At 65.3% G+C, this 15,160-nt stretch carries 16 protein-coding genes; 8 read left to right on the plus strand and 8 right to left on the minus strand.

From position 1 onward, the window contains the following. Window positions 1–289: 289 nt before the first annotated feature. The 5 genes from PTT45_RS08140 to PTT45_RS08160 all read left to right on the plus strand — a co-directional run bounded on the left by PTT45_RS08140 (window position 290) and on the right by PTT45_RS08160 (window position 3,115). Window positions 290–1,000 carry an FKBP-type peptidyl-prolyl cis-trans isomerase gene (locus PTT45_RS08140; protein WP_273812587.1) on the plus strand — a complete coding sequence of 237 codons (711 nt, stop codon included), beginning with the start codon at window positions 290–292 and terminating at the stop codon, window positions 998–1,000. A gap of 354 nt (window positions 1,001–1,354) precedes the next feature. Continuing rightward, window positions 1,355–1,771, plus strand: coding sequence for a YkvA family protein (locus PTT45_RS08145; protein WP_273812588.1), 417 nt, complete (start codon window positions 1,355–1,357; stop codon window positions 1,769–1,771). A gap of 182 nt (window positions 1,772–1,953) precedes the next feature. Further along, window positions 1,954–2,274, plus strand: coding sequence for a helix-turn-helix domain-containing protein (locus PTT45_RS08150; RefSeq protein WP_273812589.1), 321 nt, complete (start codon window positions 1,954–1,956; stop codon window positions 2,272–2,274). Next, window positions 2,271–2,636, plus strand: coding sequence for a hypothetical protein (locus PTT45_RS08155; RefSeq protein ID WP_043309460.1), 366 nt, complete (start codon window positions 2,271–2,273; stop codon window positions 2,634–2,636). Before PTT45_RS08150 ends, PTT45_RS08155 begins: the two co-directional genes overlap by 4 nt. Further along, window positions 2,636–3,115: a tetratricopeptide repeat protein gene (locus PTT45_RS08160; protein ID WP_273812806.1), complete on the plus strand. Its 480-nt coding sequence runs from the start codon at window positions 2,636–2,638 to the stop codon at window positions 3,113–3,115. The genes PTT45_RS08155 and PTT45_RS08160 overlap by 1 nt, the downstream gene beginning before the upstream one ends. On the opposite strand, the gene PTT45_RS08165 is transcribed toward PTT45_RS08160, so the two are convergent. Continuing rightward, complete coding sequence (locus tag PTT45_RS08165) at window positions 3,099–4,859, minus strand: bifunctional diguanylate cyclase/phosphodiesterase (RefSeq protein WP_273812590.1); 1,761 nt, start codon at window positions 4,857–4,859, stop codon at window positions 3,099–3,101. The genes PTT45_RS08160 and PTT45_RS08165 overlap by 17 nt on opposite strands. A 94-nt stretch (window positions 4,860–4,953) precedes the next feature. Continuing rightward, entirely contained in the window at window positions 4,954–7,032 is a 2,079-nt protein-coding gene (locus PTT45_RS08170; protein ID WP_273812591.1) for a carboxy terminal-processing peptidase, read from the minus strand. A 154-nt stretch (window positions 7,033–7,186) separates the two neighbouring features. Here PTT45_RS08170 and PTT45_RS08175 point away from each other — a divergent pair, with 154 nt between their 5' ends. After that, on the plus strand, window positions 7,187–8,149 hold the full coding sequence (locus PTT45_RS08175) for an NAD(P)H-quinone oxidoreductase (protein ID WP_273812592.1): 963 nt from the start codon (window positions 7,187–7,189) through the stop codon (window positions 8,147–8,149). Window position 8,150: 1 nt separating this feature from the next. On the opposite strand, the gene PTT45_RS08180 is transcribed toward PTT45_RS08175, so the two are convergent. The 6 genes from PTT45_RS08180 to minC all read right to left on the minus strand — a co-directional run bounded on the left by PTT45_RS08180 (window position 8,151) and on the right by minC (window position 12,806). Next, a complete protein-coding gene (locus PTT45_RS08180; protein ID WP_273812593.1) occupies window positions 8,151–8,804 on the minus strand; it encodes an HAD family hydrolase in 654 nt (217 codons plus the stop codon). Between the two features lie 53 nt (window positions 8,805–8,857). After that, on the minus strand, window positions 8,858–10,147 hold the full coding sequence (locus tag PTT45_RS08185) for a M18 family aminopeptidase (protein ID WP_273812594.1): 1,290 nt from the start codon (window positions 10,145–10,147) through the stop codon (window positions 8,858–8,860). Window positions 10,148–10,214: 67 nt separating this feature from the next. Further along, a complete protein-coding gene (locus PTT45_RS08190) occupies window positions 10,215–10,850 on the minus strand; it encodes an RluA family pseudouridine synthase (RefSeq protein ID WP_273812595.1) in 636 nt (211 codons plus the stop codon). 58 nt (window positions 10,851–10,908) lie between these two features. After that, on the minus strand, window positions 10,909–11,163 hold the full coding sequence (gene minE, locus PTT45_RS08195; protein ID WP_043309452.1) for a cell division topological specificity factor MinE: 255 nt from the start codon (window positions 11,161–11,163) through the stop codon (window positions 10,909–10,911). Then, a complete protein-coding gene (gene minD, locus PTT45_RS08200) occupies window positions 11,163–11,975 on the minus strand; it encodes a septum site-determining protein MinD (protein WP_043309451.1) in 813 nt (270 codons plus the stop codon). Before minD ends, minE begins: the two co-directional genes overlap by 1 nt. A 99-nt stretch (window positions 11,976–12,074) precedes the next feature. Beyond that, the gene (gene minC, locus PTT45_RS08205; protein WP_273812596.1) at window positions 12,075–12,806 is read right to left on the minus strand and encodes a septum site-determining protein MinC; all 732 of its coding nucleotides are present in this window, start codon (window positions 12,804–12,806) and stop codon (window positions 12,075–12,077) included. A 111-nt stretch (window positions 12,807–12,917) separates the two neighbouring features. Here minC and PTT45_RS08210 point away from each other — a divergent pair, with 111 nt between their 5' ends. After that, window positions 12,918–13,850 carry a lipid A biosynthesis lauroyl acyltransferase gene (locus PTT45_RS08210; RefSeq protein ID WP_273812597.1) on the plus strand — a complete coding sequence of 311 codons (933 nt, stop codon included), beginning with the start codon at window positions 12,918–12,920 and terminating at the stop codon, window positions 13,848–13,850. Window positions 13,851–13,888: 38 nt separating this feature from the next. Continuing rightward, window positions 13,889–15,094 carry a patatin-like phospholipase family protein gene (locus PTT45_RS08215; RefSeq protein ID WP_273812598.1) on the plus strand — a complete coding sequence of 402 codons (1,206 nt, stop codon included), beginning with the start codon at window positions 13,889–13,891 and terminating at the stop codon, window positions 15,092–15,094. The last annotated feature ends 66 nt before the right edge of the window (window positions 15,095–15,160 follow it).

Below are 15,160 nucleotides of genomic sequence, written 5' to 3' on the forward strand. Positions count from 1 at the left end.
GTTAGAATACCGGCCTGTCACGCCGGGGGTCGCGGGTTCGAGTCCCGTCCGCTGCGCCATATATAAAGCCTTGGTTAGACTGAAGACCGAGGCTTGAAGAAAACGACCGAAAGGTCGTTTTTTTTTGCCCGCGATTTTTCACGCGCAGGCAAAACCCTCCTCGATATGCCCCGCAATCGCTGAACTTATCCGCTTTTCGCGGCTCCTACTGTGCCATAGCCATTGCTCGTTGCGTGCTGCTAAGCTCGCCCTCTCTTTCTGCCCTTCGTGGCTTCTACAAGGAACAAGCATGAAACAACATCGTCTTGCTGCGGCGGTTGCCCTGGTCGGCCTGGTTCTGGCCGGTTGCGATGCACAAACCAGCGAAGTGGAACTCAAGACCCCGGCGCAGAAGGCTTCCTACGGCATCGGTCTGAACATGGGCAAGAGCCTGTCCCAGGAAGGCCTGGCTGACCTGGACTCCAAGGCCGTGGCCATGGGCATCGAGGATGCCATCGGCAAGAAAGAGCAGAAGCTGAAGGACGAGGAGCTGGCCGAGGCCTTCGCCTTCCTGCAGAAGCGCGCCGAGGAGCGCATGGCCAAGCTCAACGAGGAATCGGCCCAGGCCGGCAAGAAGTTCCTCGAGGAAAACGGCAAGAAGGAAGGCGTGGTGACCACCGCCTCCGGCCTGCAGTATGAAGTGATCAAGAAGGCCGATGGCGCTCAGCCGAAAGCCGCCGACGTGGTGACCGTGCACTACGAGGGCAAGCTCACCGACGGTACCGTGTTCGACAGCTCGGTCGAGCGTGGCAGCCCGATCGATCTGCCGGTCAGCGGCGTGATCCCGGGTTGGGTCGAAGGCCTGCAACTGATGCACGTAGGCGAGAAGTACAAGCTGTACATCCCCAGCGAGCTGGCCTATGGCGCGCAGAGTCCGAGCCCGGCGATTCCAGCCAACTCGGTACTGGTGTTCGATCTGGAACTGCTGGCCATCAAGGATCCGGCTGCTCCCGCTCAGTAACACCTGTCGCTATACAGAACGCCCCGCTCGCCGGGGCGTTTTCGTTTGTAGAACCAGGGGGGCGACTGGTCGGTCTGAACGAAGGTGACAGTGGTTGTGGTGTTACGGTTATGCACATTGCGCCGGTTACTTTTCCTGTTCCGCGTGTTACAGCTTTCCTGAGCAATGCTCATATCGTAACCAGCTGATTTATATGGTTTTTTGCATGTGAGCAAAAAGTGCCCGATCTGTAGCGGAGCCGCATGTGGTGGGCGTTTGCTCGAGGCATCAAAGAACTGTTCACAGGGTTATCCACAGCTATGGTGGATAACTGAATGCAGCCCAGCAGGCATGGGCAATAGCGGAGTTTGAGCGATGACTTTTCCCGGCAATGGTGTGCGTTACCTTCGTCTGGCACAGCGGATTCTGGCGCGTGGTCGACTGCCTGCGTTGCTATTGGCGGTCGCTCGAAAAGGCGAGGGTGGTGCACGCTTCGCCCGCTTGCGCGGTGATCTGAGTCTGTTGCAGGGACTCTGCGCCGCCTGGTGGCGCGGTGAGTATCGAGCCATCGGCAGCCAGGCGCTGATCGCGGTCGTGGCGGCGTTGGTGTACTTCGTGATGCCACTGGACATGGCGCCGGACTGGCTGCTCGGCGTGGGCCTGCTGGACGACCTGGCGGTGCTGGCCTGGGTGCTGCGCACCTGGGAGGGCGAGCTGGATGCCTATCGCGCCTGGCGCGAGGCGCAGTCGCCCGAGGCTCTCAAACAGGTGGAAGCACTGCCTGTTCCCTGATTGCTGTTCGTAGTCGTGCTGGGGCGCTCTCCTCGTGGCGCTCCAATGCATCTCCCTGGCTGCTGCCGACTCTTGTCTGACGAGTCAGCATGGGTCACGCTCTGCAGCTATCCGCGCTGTTAAGATGAGCGCCAGCAAGGGAGGTGCCGAGTGTCTCGGCACTGTTGTCCACGGAGAGCTGTATGAGTGTGCAAGTGATCACGCGCGATGGCGAAGCGGAGTACGCCGTGCTGCCCTGGGCCGAGTACCAGGCACTGCTGAAGGCAGCCGGCCAGATGCCGGCAACCGCCGCCGCGCCGGCCTCGAAACCTAGTTCGCGGTTCGACCAACTGGCCAGCCTGCGCGAGGCCAAGGGCATGTCCCAGGGCGATCTGGCCCGCGCCGTGGGCATCAGCCCGCACTACCTGAATCTGATCGAGACCGGCGAGCGTGAGCCGGACAGCGCCATCCAGCGTTCGCTGGCGCATGTGCTGGAAATCGGTGGGTGGGAGCAGCCGTCGTGAGCGTGCGTATCCAGCGCCAGCATTGGCAGGCTCTGCTCGGTGAGCTGGAGGATGCCCGCCGCCAACGCCACCTGCTGACCTACCGTGCGCTCGTCGAGCGCCTGCAGCTGCCCACGCCGGCCATGCAGACTCTGACTGCCGCCCTCGAACATCTGGCCGCCCTCGACGCCCGCGCCGAGCGGCCACTGCGCAGCGCTCTGGTGATCAGCCAGGGGGCCAGCCGCCTGCCACGTATCGGCTTCTTCGAGTGCGTGGCGCGCCTGGGGCGTTTCTCCGGTCCTTCCGACGGTATCGCTGCAGCCTCCTGGCATGCGGCAGAGGTGGCCCGGGTCTTCGAGTTCAGCTACCCCGAGGAACCATGATGCTCTGGCGCCTGCGTGCGCGCCTGGGCTACTGGTTGGCGCGGCGCCTGTTCCACTGGCGCTGGCTGATGCAGCAGCCTCGGGCCTGGCACTGGATGCAGGGCCAGTACGCGCGCATGGCTGCGCTTGGGCATGTGCCTGCGCAGAGTTTCTACGGCCACATCCTGCTGTTTCGCGGTCAGGGCTTCGGCGCTCGAGAAGAGGGGCTGCGCCTGCTGCGTCTGGCGGCGCAGGGTGGCGATGGCAAGTCGGCCTACCAGCTCGGCGTGCAGTGCCTTGCCGGCGACAGTCGGCAGGCGCCGGATGCCGCCGAGGCCGCGCGCTGGTGGCAGATGGCGGCCGATGCTGACCATCCATTGGCGGCGCAGCGCCTGGCCCAGCTGTATCGCGAGGGCGGGCCTGGGTTGTCTCCAGATCCAGTCCGGGCCGATGCGCTGGCCCAGCGGGCAGAGACCCTCGGCTTCAAGCCGAGAGGCTGAGCGTATCGAGGATGTGCAGGCTGTAGCCGGGCACATTCTTGGCGTGGCGCTTGGCCTCTGAGGCCAGGCCGGCCAGTTGGCTGGCATCCAGCTGCGCGCAGTTTTGCGGATGCAGATGCACTACTCCAATGGAGAGCGACAGCAGCGGGAATTCCTCGCGCTTGCCCTGGCGGTTGTGGCTGACGAAACAGCCGGCCTGCAGGTGCTCCTCGCGATAGAAGCGCCGGCATTGCGCCTGGAAGTCTTCCAGTAGCTGGTTGAGCCGCTCGCGCCAGTTGTCCGGGCCCAGCACCAAGAGGAAGTCGTCGCCGCCGATGTGGCCGACGAAGTCGCGGCTGGGGTCGACCCTCTCGTTCAAACACTGCGCCAGGCACAGCAGAACCTCGTCGCCACGGGCGTAGCCGTAGAGGTCGTTGAACGGCTTGAAGCTGTCGATATCCACATAGCACACCGCTGCCTCGCGGCCCTGCTGCAGCAGGCGGCCGAGGCACTGCTGGATCGGCACGTTACCGGGCAGCAGGGTCAGCGGGTTGGCGTGGCGAGCCTGCTGGATGCGCAGTTCGGTGATCAAGCGGAGCACGTCGATGACCCGGCCCAGGCCGCGATAACGCCCCTGGCAGGTGATGATGAAATCTTCCTCCATGCGCTGCCGGGCGCGGCTGGTGAGCAGGCGGCTGACCTGCTGCAGCGATTGGCCGATGTCCACGGCGAGGAAGTCGCTGCTCATCAGGCGGCTGATCGGCTTGCGCGCGAACAGATCGGTGGCGAACGGCTTCAGCAGCGCATCGGACAGCGAGTGGCGATGGACGATGCCGACCGGCTGCTCGTGGTCATCCAGCACCGTCAGCGAGTTGAGGTTGGCCTGGGCGCGGAAGGCTTCCAGTACCACGGCGATGGGGGTGGCGCTGGTCACCGCCGGCTGCTCGTTGAGCAGTGCGGAGAGATCACCGCCGTCTTCGCTCAGCGGTGTGTTCGGGCTGTCCAGGCGTGGCAGCAGCTTCTGCGCATCGCGCGGTGGCTGTTCCTGCGGACGGCACAGCAGGTAGCCCTGGACCAGATCGACGCCCATCTCGACCAGGGTCGCCAGCTCCTCGGCCAGCTCGATGCCCTCGGCGATCACCTGAGCGCGGGAAGCCTTGGCCATCTTCAGGATTGAATCGACGAACTCGCGCTTCACTGCGTCCTGGTGGATGCCGTCGATGAAGTGGCGGTCGATCTTCACGTAATCGGGGCGCAACTCGGACCACAGGCGCAGGCTCGAGTAGCCGGCGCCGAGGTCATCCAGGGCGATGGAGAAGCCCATGGCGCGGTAGTGGTGCAGGGCGGTATCGAGCAGGGCGAAGTCGTCGATCGGTGCTTGCTCGGTGAGCTCGATCACCACCCGGTCCGGCGAGATGCCGAACTCCTGCAGTAGGCGCAGGGTGCGCCCGGGCTGGTGGCTGGCTTCCAGCAGCGACTCCGGTGATACGTTGAGGAACAGCTTGCCGCCGAGTTGCTGGTCGCGGAAGCGGCGCAGGGCGCACTTGCGGGCGCTGAGTTCTAGTTCGCTCAGGCGGCCGGCGTTGCGGGCCACGCTGAACAGGGCGATAGGGGCGTGCAGGGAGCTGTTGGACGGACCGCGGGTCAGCGCCTCGTAACCGAGGATGCGTCGCTCGGAGAGGCTGATGATGGGCTGGAACAGACTGTGCAGGTCGCCGTGAGCGAGGATGGATTCCAGAGCGCTCAACTGCTCGGTGACGGTCATGGGGGTGTCTCGTTCTGCCAAAAGAAAAGGGGCCGGTATCGCTACCGGCCCCTATTTCACGACAGTCCGATGACTGTTTGATTACGCTCAGGCGTTAGTGCTTGGCTACGCGAGCTTCCAGGCCTAGGTAGTCGAGCAGGATGTGGCCGCTCTCGGTCAGGTAGGCGTCGTCTTCCGGCTTGGTCTTCTCCGGCTCGACCGGCGCCGCGTCTTCGTCCTCGTCCTTGATTTCCTTGAGCAGCTCTTCGCCCTTGGCCTTGCGCTTGGCGTTTTCCAACGCCAGTTGCTTGGCCTCGATATCGGCATGCTGGCTGCGGCGCGCCTGCTCGTTGAGGCTGACGCTGGTCTCGGCCATCAGCTTCTGTGCTAGAGCCAGGCGCTCGCGGGTGAAGACGAAGTCCGGGTTGCTCGCGGTGCGCGACTCATGACGTGCCTTCAGCTCGGAGAGGAACGGCTTGTAGGGGTTGCTGTCCGGATTTACCGCCGGCTTGATGCTGTCCCACGGCATGGCCTCGGGCAGGGCGCTCTCGCCGATCTGCTTGGTGTCCACGATGTTGGGGTAGGCGATGTCCGGCAGTACGCCCTGGTGTTGGGTGCTCTGCCCGGAAACCCGGTAGAACTTGGCCAGGGTCAGCTTCAGCTCGCCATGGTTGAGCGGCTGGATGGTCTGCACGGTGCCCTTGCCGAAGGTCTGGCCACCGAGGATCAGTGCGCGATGGTAGTCCTGCATGGCACCGGCGAAGATCTCCGAGGCGGAAGCGGACAGGCGATCCACCAGCACGGCCATCGGGCCGTTGTAGAACACGCCGGGCTCCTCGTCGGCCAGCACGTCGACGCGGCCGTCGCTGTTGCGGACCAGCACGGTCGGGCCCTGGTCGATGAACAGGCCGGTCAGCTCGGTGGCTTCCTGTAGGGAGCCGCCGCCGTTGTCGCGCAGGTCGATCACTACGCCGTCGACTTTCTCCTGCTTCAGCTCACCCAGCAGGCGCTTCACGTCTCGGGTGGTGCTCTTGTAGTTCGGGTCCTGGGCGCGGTAGGCCTTGAAGTCGAGGTAGAAGGCCGGGACCTTGATCACGCCGAGCTTGTACTCGCGACCCTCGTGCTGCAGCTTGAGCACCGACTTCTGCGCCGCTTGCTCCTCCAGCTTGACCGCTTCGCGGACGATGGTGACCACCTTGCTGGTCTGATCGTTGGGTGCGTTGCTGGCCGGGATCACCTCCAGGCGTACCTTGGAGCCTTTCGGTCCGCGAATCAGCTTGACCACTTCGTCCAGGCGCCAGCCGATCACGTCGACCATGTCCTTGTCACCTTGGGCCACGCCGATGATCTTGTCGGCCGGCGCGACCTGCTTGCTCTTCTCGGCAGGGCCGGCCGGAACCAGGCGCACCACCTTGACGTATTCGTTGTCGGTCTGCAGGACGGCACCGATGCCTTCCAGCGACAGACTCATGTTGATGTCGAAGTTCTCCGCGTTGTCCGGGGAGAGGTAGTTGGTGTGCGGGTCGTAGGTCTGTGCGAAGGCGTTGATGTAGGCCTGGAACACGTCTTCGCCGCGGGTCTGCTCGAGGCGCTTGCGCTGGTTGTTGTAGCGCTTCTGCAGCAGGTCCTGGATGTCCTTGGGTTCCTTGCCGGCGATCTTCAGGCGCAGCACCTCGTCCTTCACACGCTTGCGCCAGAGGTCGTCCAGCTCGGCCTTGTCCTTGACCCAGGGGGCCTTCTCGCGGTCCACCAGCAGGCTCTCGTCGGCATTGAAGTCGAACTTGTCGACGCCGGCCTTGAGCAGCGAGTCGACGTAGTCGAGGCGTTCCTCGGCGCGTTGCAGGTAGGTGCGGTAGATGACGAAGCCGGGTTCCAGGTCGCCGCTCTTGAGCAGGTCGTCGAACTTCTTCTGCCAGCGGTCGAACTGGGCGATGTCGGCGGCGGTGAAGTAGCTGCGCGCCGGGTCGAGCATCTTCAGGTAGCCCTCGTAGATCTTCGCCGAGCGGGCGTCATCGAGTGGCGGCTTGTTGTAGTGGTGGCGCTTGAGCAGCTCGACCACGTTGAGGCTGGCGATCACCTGCTCGCGATCCGGTTGCAGGTAGGCCCAGTTCTCCGCGGCGGCCTTGGCGGCGGCGGGCAGGGCGTGCAGGCCGAGTAACAGGGCCAGGGCGGTAGCGGGGAGGAAACGCTGCATGTTGGTTCGACGCGAAGGCAGGTGATAACGCATATTAGGCCGTCTAGTAGAGCGCCGGGTTCCGTTCGGGCCAGGCGACAAAATGCAAAAGCCCGGCATCAGGCGCAAAGCCGCGTGCTGTCTATGCCGGGGTCTCACTCACTATGGAGGCAGCATGAAGGCATTGCAAGGCGTCGAGGGGCAGTTGGAGTGGGGCGAGCGGCCGGCTCCTGTCTGCGATGTGGGCCAGGTCCGGATTCGGGTGGCGGCGGCCGGGTTGAACCGCGCCGACCTGTTGCAGCGCGCCGGACATTACCCGCCGCCACCAGGGGCCAGCGACATCCTCGGCCTGGAATGTTCCGGCGTGGTAGTGGAGTCGGGCGCCGGCAGCCATTGGAAGGTCGGCGAGCGCGTTTGCGCGCTGCTGGCTGGCGGTGGCATGGCCGAGGAGGTGGTGGTCGATGCCCGCCATGCCCTGCCGGTGCCAGAAGGATTGTCGCTTGCCGAGGCAGCGGCGCTGCCCGAGGTGTACGCCACTGCCTGGCTCAACCTGTTCGAGCTGGCTGCGTTGAAACCCGGTGAGAAGGTGCTGCTGCATGCCGGTGCCAGCGGCGTGGGCTCGGCTGCGATCCAGTTGTGCAAGGCGTTCGGCAACCCTTGCTGGGTCAGCGTCGGTTCCGCTGAGCGCCTGGCCTATTGCGAAGGGCTGGGTGCGCAGGGCGGGGCGATTCGCGGCGATGGGCTGGAGAGTCTGCGCGATTTCGGCCCCTTCGATGTCATTCTCGATCCGGTAGGCGCCAGCTACGCCGAGCTCAATCAGCAGTTGCTGGCGCTCGACGGGCGCTGGGTGAACATCGGTCTGATGGGTGGCAGCAACGCGAACCTGAACATGGCTGTGCTGCTCGGCAAGCGCATCCAGCTGACCGGCTCGACCCTGCGTAACCGCGACGAGCAGTTCAAGGCCGAACTGCTGGCCAGCCTGCAACAGCATGTCTGGCCGCTGTTCGCCGAGGGGCGCCTGAAGCCGCAGCTGGAGCGCGCCTATGCGCGTGGTGATGCCGAGGCCGCCTTCGCCGAGCTGGCCAGCAACCAGGTGGCGGGCAAGCTGGTGCTGCTGGTCGACGACAGCCTGGTCTGAGTCAGCGCCAGGCGAGGATGTCCCAGCCCTCGCGCTCGGCGTGCTCGCGCAGGATCTGATCCGGGTTGACCGCGTGCGGGTTGGCCACCAGCGACAGCAGCGGCAGGTCATTGCGCGAGTCCGAATAGAAGTGCGCGCCGTCGAGGCTCTCACCCTCGGCCTGGAGCCAGTCCTGCAGGCGGGCGACCTTGCCCTCGCGGTAGGTCAGCACGCCGCTGGTCTTGCCGCTGTAGCAGCCATGCTGCAGTTCGCAGTCGATGGCCAGCACTTCCTCGATGCCGAGGCGTTCGGCGATAGCGCTGACCAGGAAATGGGCCGAGGCGGAGATCACCAGCAGACGGTCGCCAGCGGCGCGGTGGGCGGCCAGACAGCGCATGGCATCGCTGAAGATTATCGGCTCGATCAGGTCCTCGACGAAGGGACCGACGACGAACTCCACCTCTTCCGGAGTGCGGCCTACCAGCGGCGCCAAGGTGAAGGTCATGTAGTCCTCCATCGACAGCTGGCCGTCGCTGTAGAGCGCCATCAGTTCCTGCTCGCGGGGTACGAACGAGTCGCGGTCGACCCAGCCGAGGTCGGCCATGTGGGCTGCCCAGATCGAGGCGCAGTCACCGTGAATCAGGGTTTCATCGAGATCGAAGATCGCCAGGGCCATCAGGCCACCTCCTGGGCGTTATGAGAGGCGGGGGCGTCATGCCCCCGATCGGATCAGGCCAGCTCGGCGCTGGCGTAGAAGGCGCTCAGCACGCGCACCAGGTGGGCCAGGTCATGGCTGCCGGCTAGCTCGCGGATGGAGTGCATGGCGAAGGTCGGCAGGCCGATATCCACGGTGCGCACGCCCAGCTGGCTGGCGGTGATCGGGCCGATGGTCGAGCCGCAGCCCATGTCGCTGCGCACCACGAAGCTCTGCACCGGCACTTCCTCGGCCAGGCACAGGTAGCGGAAGAATCCGGCGGTCTCGCTGTTGGTGGCGTAGCGCTGGTTGCTGTTGACCTTGATCACCGGGCCGGCGTTGAGCTTCGGGCCATGGTTGCCATCGTGCTTGTCGGCGTAGTTGGGGTGCACGCCATGGGCGTTGTCGGCCGATACCAGCAGGGATTTCTGGATGATGCGCACGAAGGCGTCGCCTTCCGGCAGCACGCGGCGCAGTACCTGCTCGAGGAACGGGCCGTCGGCGCCGCAGGCGGAGCAGGAGCCGATCTCCTCGTGGTCGGTGCAGACCAGCACGCAGGTCTCGTCGCCTTCGGCCTCGATCAGTGCCTGCAGGCCGGCGTAGCAGGACAGCAGGTTGTCCAGGCGCGCGCCGGCGATGAAGTCCTGGCTGAGACCGATGACGGCCGCGCCCTGGGTGTCGTAGAAGCTCAGCTCGTAGTCCAGCACCGCGTCGGCGCTGATGCCGTGCTCCTCGGCCAGGCGGTCGGCGAGCAGCGCGCGGAAGTCGGCGCGCTCGTCGCCGCTGACCTGGGCGAGAATCGGTGGCAGCTCGTTCTGTGCATTGATCGCCCAGCCCTGGTTGGCCTCGCGGTTGAGGTGGATGGCCAGGTTGGGGATCACGGCGATTGGCTGCTGGAAGTCGATCAGCAGGCTCTGCACTTTGCCGCCTTCGCGGAAGGTCACGCGGCCGGCCAGCGACAGGTCGCGGTCGAACCAGGGGGCGAGGAGGGCGCCGCCGTAGACTTCCACGCCGAGCTGGAAGAAACCGTGGCGCTGCAGTTCGGGCTGCGGTTTGACGCGCAGGCACGGGCTGTCGGTGTGCGCGCCGACCAGGCGCATACCGCCTTCCAGCGGCGCGCGGTTGCCCAGGCGGAAGGCGATGATCGAGGAGTCGTTGCGCGTCACGTAGTAGCGCCCGCCCGGCTCGGTATACCAGGGCTCGCGCTCGTCCAGCGGACGGAAGCCGGCGGCATGCAGGCGCTTGGCCAGGCTGCGGGTGGCGTGGAAGGGGGTGGGCGAGGCCTTGAGAAAATCGATCAGGCCCTGGTTCAGCTCTGCGCGCATAACGGACTCCGGACAGCGATGGCGCGAGTTTATCGCACTGGCGCCAATCGCCGTAGGGTCCCGGCTCTCAGAATGGTGCGGGACACTCGAAGCGCATGCGCTGACCGCTGGTGGGATGGGTCAGGCTGAGCATGCTGGCATGCAGGCACAGGCGCGGCCATGCGGCCAGGGCCTGTTCGTGGGCGTACAGGCCATCGCCGAGCAGCGGATGACCAATGGAGAGCATGTGCACGCGCAACTGGTGCGAGCGGCCGGTGATCGGCGTCAGCTCCACGCGGGCCCAGTCGCCGCAGCGCTCCAGCACCTTCCAGAAGGTCAGGGCGTGCTTGCCCTGTTCGTGGTCGACCACGTGGCGCGGCTTGGTCGGCGGGTCGTAGCGCAGGGGCAGGTCGATGCTGCCGCTGTCCAGCTCCGGCTGGCCCCAGCACAGGGCGGTGTAGGCCTTCTCGGTCTCGCGGTCGTGGAACTGGCGGGATAGCTCTCGGTGGCTGTCCGCATCGCGGGCCAGCACGATGATGCCGGAGGTTTCCCAGTCCAGGCGATGCACGATGCGCGCTTCGGGGTAGCCGTTTTCCTGCAGGCGGGTCACCAGGCAGTCCTTGTTGTCCTCGGCACGACCGGGCACCGAGAGCAGCAGGGTGGGCTTGTTGATCACCAGCAGGGCATCGTCCTGGTGGAGGATCTGGATATTCGACAGCGGCATGGCGTTTCCACAAATGACGACGGCGGCCGAGGCCGCCGTCGTGCTTACCCAGCGCCGATCAACGATCCGGCAGGGTGATGTTGAGTTCCAGGATGGAGCAGCTGCCCTGGTTTTCCAGCGCCACGTGCACCTGGTCCTGCTCGATCTTGACGTACTTGCGGATCACCTCGACCAGCTCTTTCTGCAGTTCCGGCAGGTAGTCCGGCTGGCTGCGCTGGCCGCGCTCGTGGGCGACGATGATCGACAGACGCTCTTTCGCGATCGACGCAGGGGTTTCCTTTTTGCGTTCACGAAAGAAGTCGAAAATATTCATTAGCGCGCTCCAAACAGGCGTTGCATGAGTCCTTTCTTCTGCACGTCGAGGAAGCGGTGCGGCACTTCCTTGCCGAGCAGGCGGTCGACGGCGTCGCTGTAGGCCTGGCCCGCGTCGCTCTGGTCATCGAGGATGACCGGCACGCCCTGGTTGGAAGCCTTGAGCACAGCCTGGGACTCGGGGATCACGCCCAGCAGGTTGATGGCGAGGATCTCCTCGACGTCTTCCACGCCGAGCATTTCGCCCTTGGTGACGCGCTCCGGGTTGTAGCGGGTCAGCAGCAGGCGCTCGCGGATCGGCTCCTGGCCTTGTTCGGCACGGCGCGACTTGCTGGCCAGCAGGCCGAGCATGCGGTCGGAGTCGCGTACCGAGGAAACTTCCGGGTTGGTCACGACGATGGCCTCGTCGGCGAAGTACATGGCCATGTGCGCGCCGGTCTCGATGCCGGCCGGGGAGTCGCAGATCACGTATTCGAAGTTCTGCGACAGCTCTTCGATGACCTTGCCCACGCCTTCTTTGGTCAGCGCATCCTTGTCACGGGTCTGGCTGGCGGCCAGCACGTACAGGTTCTCGAGGCGCTTGTCCTTGATCAGGGCCTGGGTCAGGGTCGCTTCGCCGTTGATCACGTTGACGAAGTCGTACACCACGCGGCGCTCGCAACCCATGATCAGGTCCAGGTTACGCAGGCCCACGTCGAAGTCGACGATGACGGTCTTGTGGCCACGCAGGGCGAGGCCGGTGCCGATGGCGGCGCTGGTGGTGGTTTTGCCCACGCCGCCCTTGCCGGAAGTGACTACGAGGATCTTGGCCAAGGTGATTTACCCCAAGTGTATGAAAAGAGGGCAATTCCGAGCCGAAAATACTGGCTTCCGGATGCCCTTCTGGTCCCTGAAAATTGGCCGCAGTATCCGTTAAAGGCGGGTGATGTTCAACACGTCACCCGACAGGCTGACCTGCACCGATTGGCCCCATAGAGGATCGCGGCGCAGCTCTTCTGCGGTCTTGTACTGGCCGGCCACGGAGAGCATTTCGGCGCCCATTTGCTGGCAGAAGATACGTGCCTTGGCGTCACCCTTGACGCCGGCCAGCGCGCGCCCGCGCAGCGGGCCGTACACATGGATATTGCCGTCGGCGAGAAGTTCCGCACCGGCACTGACCGGCGCCATCACCACCAGGTCGCCGCCCTGGGCGTAGATCTGCTGGCCGCCGCGCACCGCGCTGGTGATGATCTTGGTCGGCTTGTACTGCGGTTCGGCTGGTTTTTCTTCCTTCTTGCGCGATTCCACCGGCTCGACCAGCTTCTCCCGCGCACCGGAGGGCGGCAGGACCGGGATGTCGAGGGCGTCGGCGGCGGCGATGTCGTCCTCGCGGCTGGCGCGAATGGCAAGGGTGCGCAGGCCGTGGCTGCGGCAGAGTTCCATCAGCTTGGCCAGGTCGAGCTCGCCTTCGCCTTCCGGCAGCTTGTCCAGGGCCAGGACCAGCGGGATGTTCTGGAAGAAGTTGGGCGCCTGCGCCACCTTGTCGGCCAGTTGCCGGTCCAGGCGCTCCAGGTCGTTGTGCGCCAGTTCCAGCACGGTGATGGCGAGCATGCTGCCCTTGAGCTGGAACACGGGGTCTTGGTCGAGGAGATCGGCTTGGCTCATGGTCTGCCCACTGCATTGAATGGGCACGACTTATAACGATAAGCCCGCAGCGCCGCAAGCCGAGCGGACTTCTGTAAAATGCCGGGTTTTCTCGCTTGCCCGGAATCATTCATGGATCGCCCGCAATTTCGCGCCTCATTCCTTCACCCGCGTTTCTGGGCCCTGTGGTTCGGCCTGGGGCTGCTGTGGCTGATCGTGCAGCTGCCATACCGGGTGCTGCTGGTGCTGGGGCGTGGCCTGGGCGCGTTGATGTACCGTGTGGCCGGCTCGCGCCGGCATATCGCGCGCCGCAACCTGGAGCTGTGCTTCCCGCAACTGAGCGAGGCCGAGCGCGAGCGTCTGCTGCGTGACAACTTCGCCTCCACCGGTATCGCCTTCTTCGAGATGGCCATGAGCTGGTGGTGGCCCAGGGCGCGGCTGGCCAAGCTGGCGCATATCGAGGGGCTGGAGCACCTGCAGCAGGCCCAGCGCGAAGGGCAGGGGGTGATCCTCATGGCCCTGCACTTCACCACGCTGGAGATCGGCGCGGCGCTGCTCGGCCAGCGCCAGACCATCGACGGCATGTACCGCGAACACAAGAACCCGCTGTTCGACTTCGTCCAGCGTCGCGGTCGCGAGCGCCACAACCAGGACGCCAGCGCCATCGAGCGCGAGGACATTCGCGCGATGCTCAAGGTGCTGCGCGCCGGCCGTGCCATCTGGTATGCGCCGGACCAGGACTACGGCCCCAAGCAGAGCATCTTTGTGCCACTTTTCGGCGTCACCGCAGCCACCGTGACGGCCACCACCAAGTTCGCTCGCCTGGGCAAGGCCCGCGTGGTGCCCTTCACCCAGGAGCGCCTGGCCGATGGTTCCGGCTACCGTCTGGTGGTCCATCCGCCGCTGGCGGACTTCCCCGGTGAGAGTGAAGAGGCCGATTGCCTGCGCATCAACCAGTGGATCGAACAGGCGGTGAGTGCCTGCCCCGAGCAATACCTGTGGGCGCATCGGCGCTTCAAGACCCGGCCCGAGGGCGAGCCCAGGCTGTACAAGCGCAAGAAGTAGCGGGCCCCTATACTCGCTAGAAAAAAGCGGAAGCGCCCATGACCGAAGCAGTAGATGTAGCCAAGCCCGTTACCGGGCTGATCCTCTCCGGCGGCGGGGCGCGAGCGGCCTATCAGGTAGGCGTGCTGGCGGCGATCGCCGACCTGCTCGGCGACTCCTGTCGTAACCCTTTCCCGGTCATCGTCGGCACCTCGGCCGGTGCCATCAACGCCGTCGGCCTGGCCTGCGGCGCCCTGCATTTCGCCAGCGCGGTGCAGCGTCTGAATCAGGTCTGGCAGGCCTTCCACTGCAACGACGTATATCGCAGCGACTGGTCCGGCGTGCTACGCCAGGCCGGGCGTTTCTTCGGCCACAGCCTGCTGGGCATGGGCAAGGATCTGCCGGTGGCGCTGCTCGACAGCTCGCCACTGGGCCGCCTGCTCGGTCGCGAACTGGATTTCTCCGGCATCGCCGCGGCGGTGCGCATGCGCCAGTTGCGCGCGGTGGCGGTGAGTGCCTTCGGCTACGAGAGCGGCCAGGCGGTGACCTTCTACCAGGGGCGCGCCACCATCGATCCCTGGTTCCGCCACCGCCGCGTCGGCGTGCCGACCCGCCTGAGCCTGGAGCACCTGTTGGCCAGTGCGGCGATTCCGCTGATCTTCCCGCCGGTGAAGATCAACCGCGAGTACTTCGGCGACGGCGCGGTGCGCCAGTCGGCGCCGATCAGCCCCGCGTTGCACCTGGGCGCCAACCGCGTGCTGGTGGTGGGGGTGAGTGGCAATCCGCTGGGCAAGGGTGTCAACCAGCAGGTGGTGCGTCCGCGCAGCGGCCTGCCGCCGACCCTGGCGCAGATCAGTGGGCACATGCTCAACAGCACCTTCATCGACAGCCTGGAAGGCGACATCGAGACCCTGGAACGGCTCAACCATATGAGCCGCCTGGTGCCTTCCGGCTTGCATCCGCGTGGTCTGGGTCTGAAGCCGGTGGAGGTGCTGGTGATTTCGCCGAGCCAGCCGCTGGACCAGATCGCCGCGCGCCATCGCCACGAATTGCCCAAGGCCATGCGCTTCTTCCTGCGCGGTCCGGGAGCGACCCGCGCCAGCGGCGCCGGGGTGCTCAGCTACCTGCTGTTCGAACCGGGCTACTGCAACGAGCTGATCGAGCTGGGTTACCAGGACGCCATGGCGCAGAAGGGCGCCCTGTGCCGCTTCCTCGGCCATGCCGAGGCGGCTACCGAAGAGGCGCCGGTGCTCTCCGCGCGCTGATTGGCCAGGAAACCCGCAAGAAAAAAGCCGGCAGGGATGCGTAGTTCACCAGGGGTAAACGAGCAT

It is taken from the genome of Pseudomonas sp. Gutcm_11s, from assembly GCF_028649395.1.
In the GTDB taxonomy this organism is placed as follows: domain Bacteria; phylum Pseudomonadota; class Gammaproteobacteria; order Pseudomonadales; family Pseudomonadaceae; genus Aquipseudomonas.

Bases quoted from the DNA above. Each gene is read 5' to 3' on its own strand.
- PTT45_RS08140 (WP_273812587.1), top strand. From the start codon at position 290: ATGAAACAACATCGTCTTGCTGCGGCGGTTGCCCTGGTCGGCCTGGTT.
- PTT45_RS08145 (WP_273812588.1), top strand. From the start codon at position 1,355: ATGACTTTTCCCGGCAATGGTGTGCGTTACCTTCGTCTGGCACAGCGG.
- PTT45_RS08150 (WP_273812589.1), top strand. From the start codon at position 1,954: ATGAGTGTGCAAGTGATCACGCGCGATGGCGAAGCGGAGTACGCCGTG.
- PTT45_RS08160 (WP_273812806.1), top strand. From the start codon at position 2,636: ATGCTCTGGCGCCTGCGTGCGCGCCTGGGCTACTGGTTGGCGCGGCGC.
- PTT45_RS08165 (WP_273812590.1), bottom strand. From the start codon at position 4,859: ATGACCGTCACCGAGCAGTTGAGCGCTCTGGAATCCATCCTCGCTCAC.
- PTT45_RS08170 (WP_273812591.1), bottom strand. From the start codon at position 7,032: ATGCAGCGTTTCCTCCCCGCTACCGCCCTGGCCCTGTTACTCGGCCTG.
- PTT45_RS08175 (WP_273812592.1), top strand. From the start codon at position 7,187: ATGAAGGCATTGCAAGGCGTCGAGGGGCAGTTGGAGTGGGGCGAGCGG.
- PTT45_RS08180 (WP_273812593.1), bottom strand. From the start codon at position 8,804: ATGGCCCTGGCGATCTTCGATCTCGATGAAACCCTGATTCACGGTGAC.
- PTT45_RS08185 (WP_273812594.1), bottom strand. From the start codon at position 10,147: ATGCGCGCAGAGCTGAACCAGGGCCTGATCGATTTTCTCAAGGCCTCG.
- PTT45_RS08190 (WP_273812595.1), bottom strand. From the start codon at position 10,850: ATGCCGCTGTCGAATATCCAGATCCTCCACCAGGACGATGCCCTGCTG.
- minE (WP_043309452.1), bottom strand. From the start codon at position 11,163: ATGAATATTTTCGACTTCTTTCGTGAACGCAAAAAGGAAACCCCTGCG.
- minC (WP_273812596.1), bottom strand. From the start codon at position 12,806: ATGAGCCAAGCCGATCTCCTCGACCAAGACCCCGTGTTCCAGCTCAAG.
- PTT45_RS08210 (WP_273812597.1), top strand. From the start codon at position 12,918: ATGGATCGCCCGCAATTTCGCGCCTCATTCCTTCACCCGCGTTTCTGG.
- PTT45_RS08215 (WP_273812598.1), top strand. From the start codon at position 13,889: ATGACCGAAGCAGTAGATGTAGCCAAGCCCGTTACCGGGCTGATCCTC.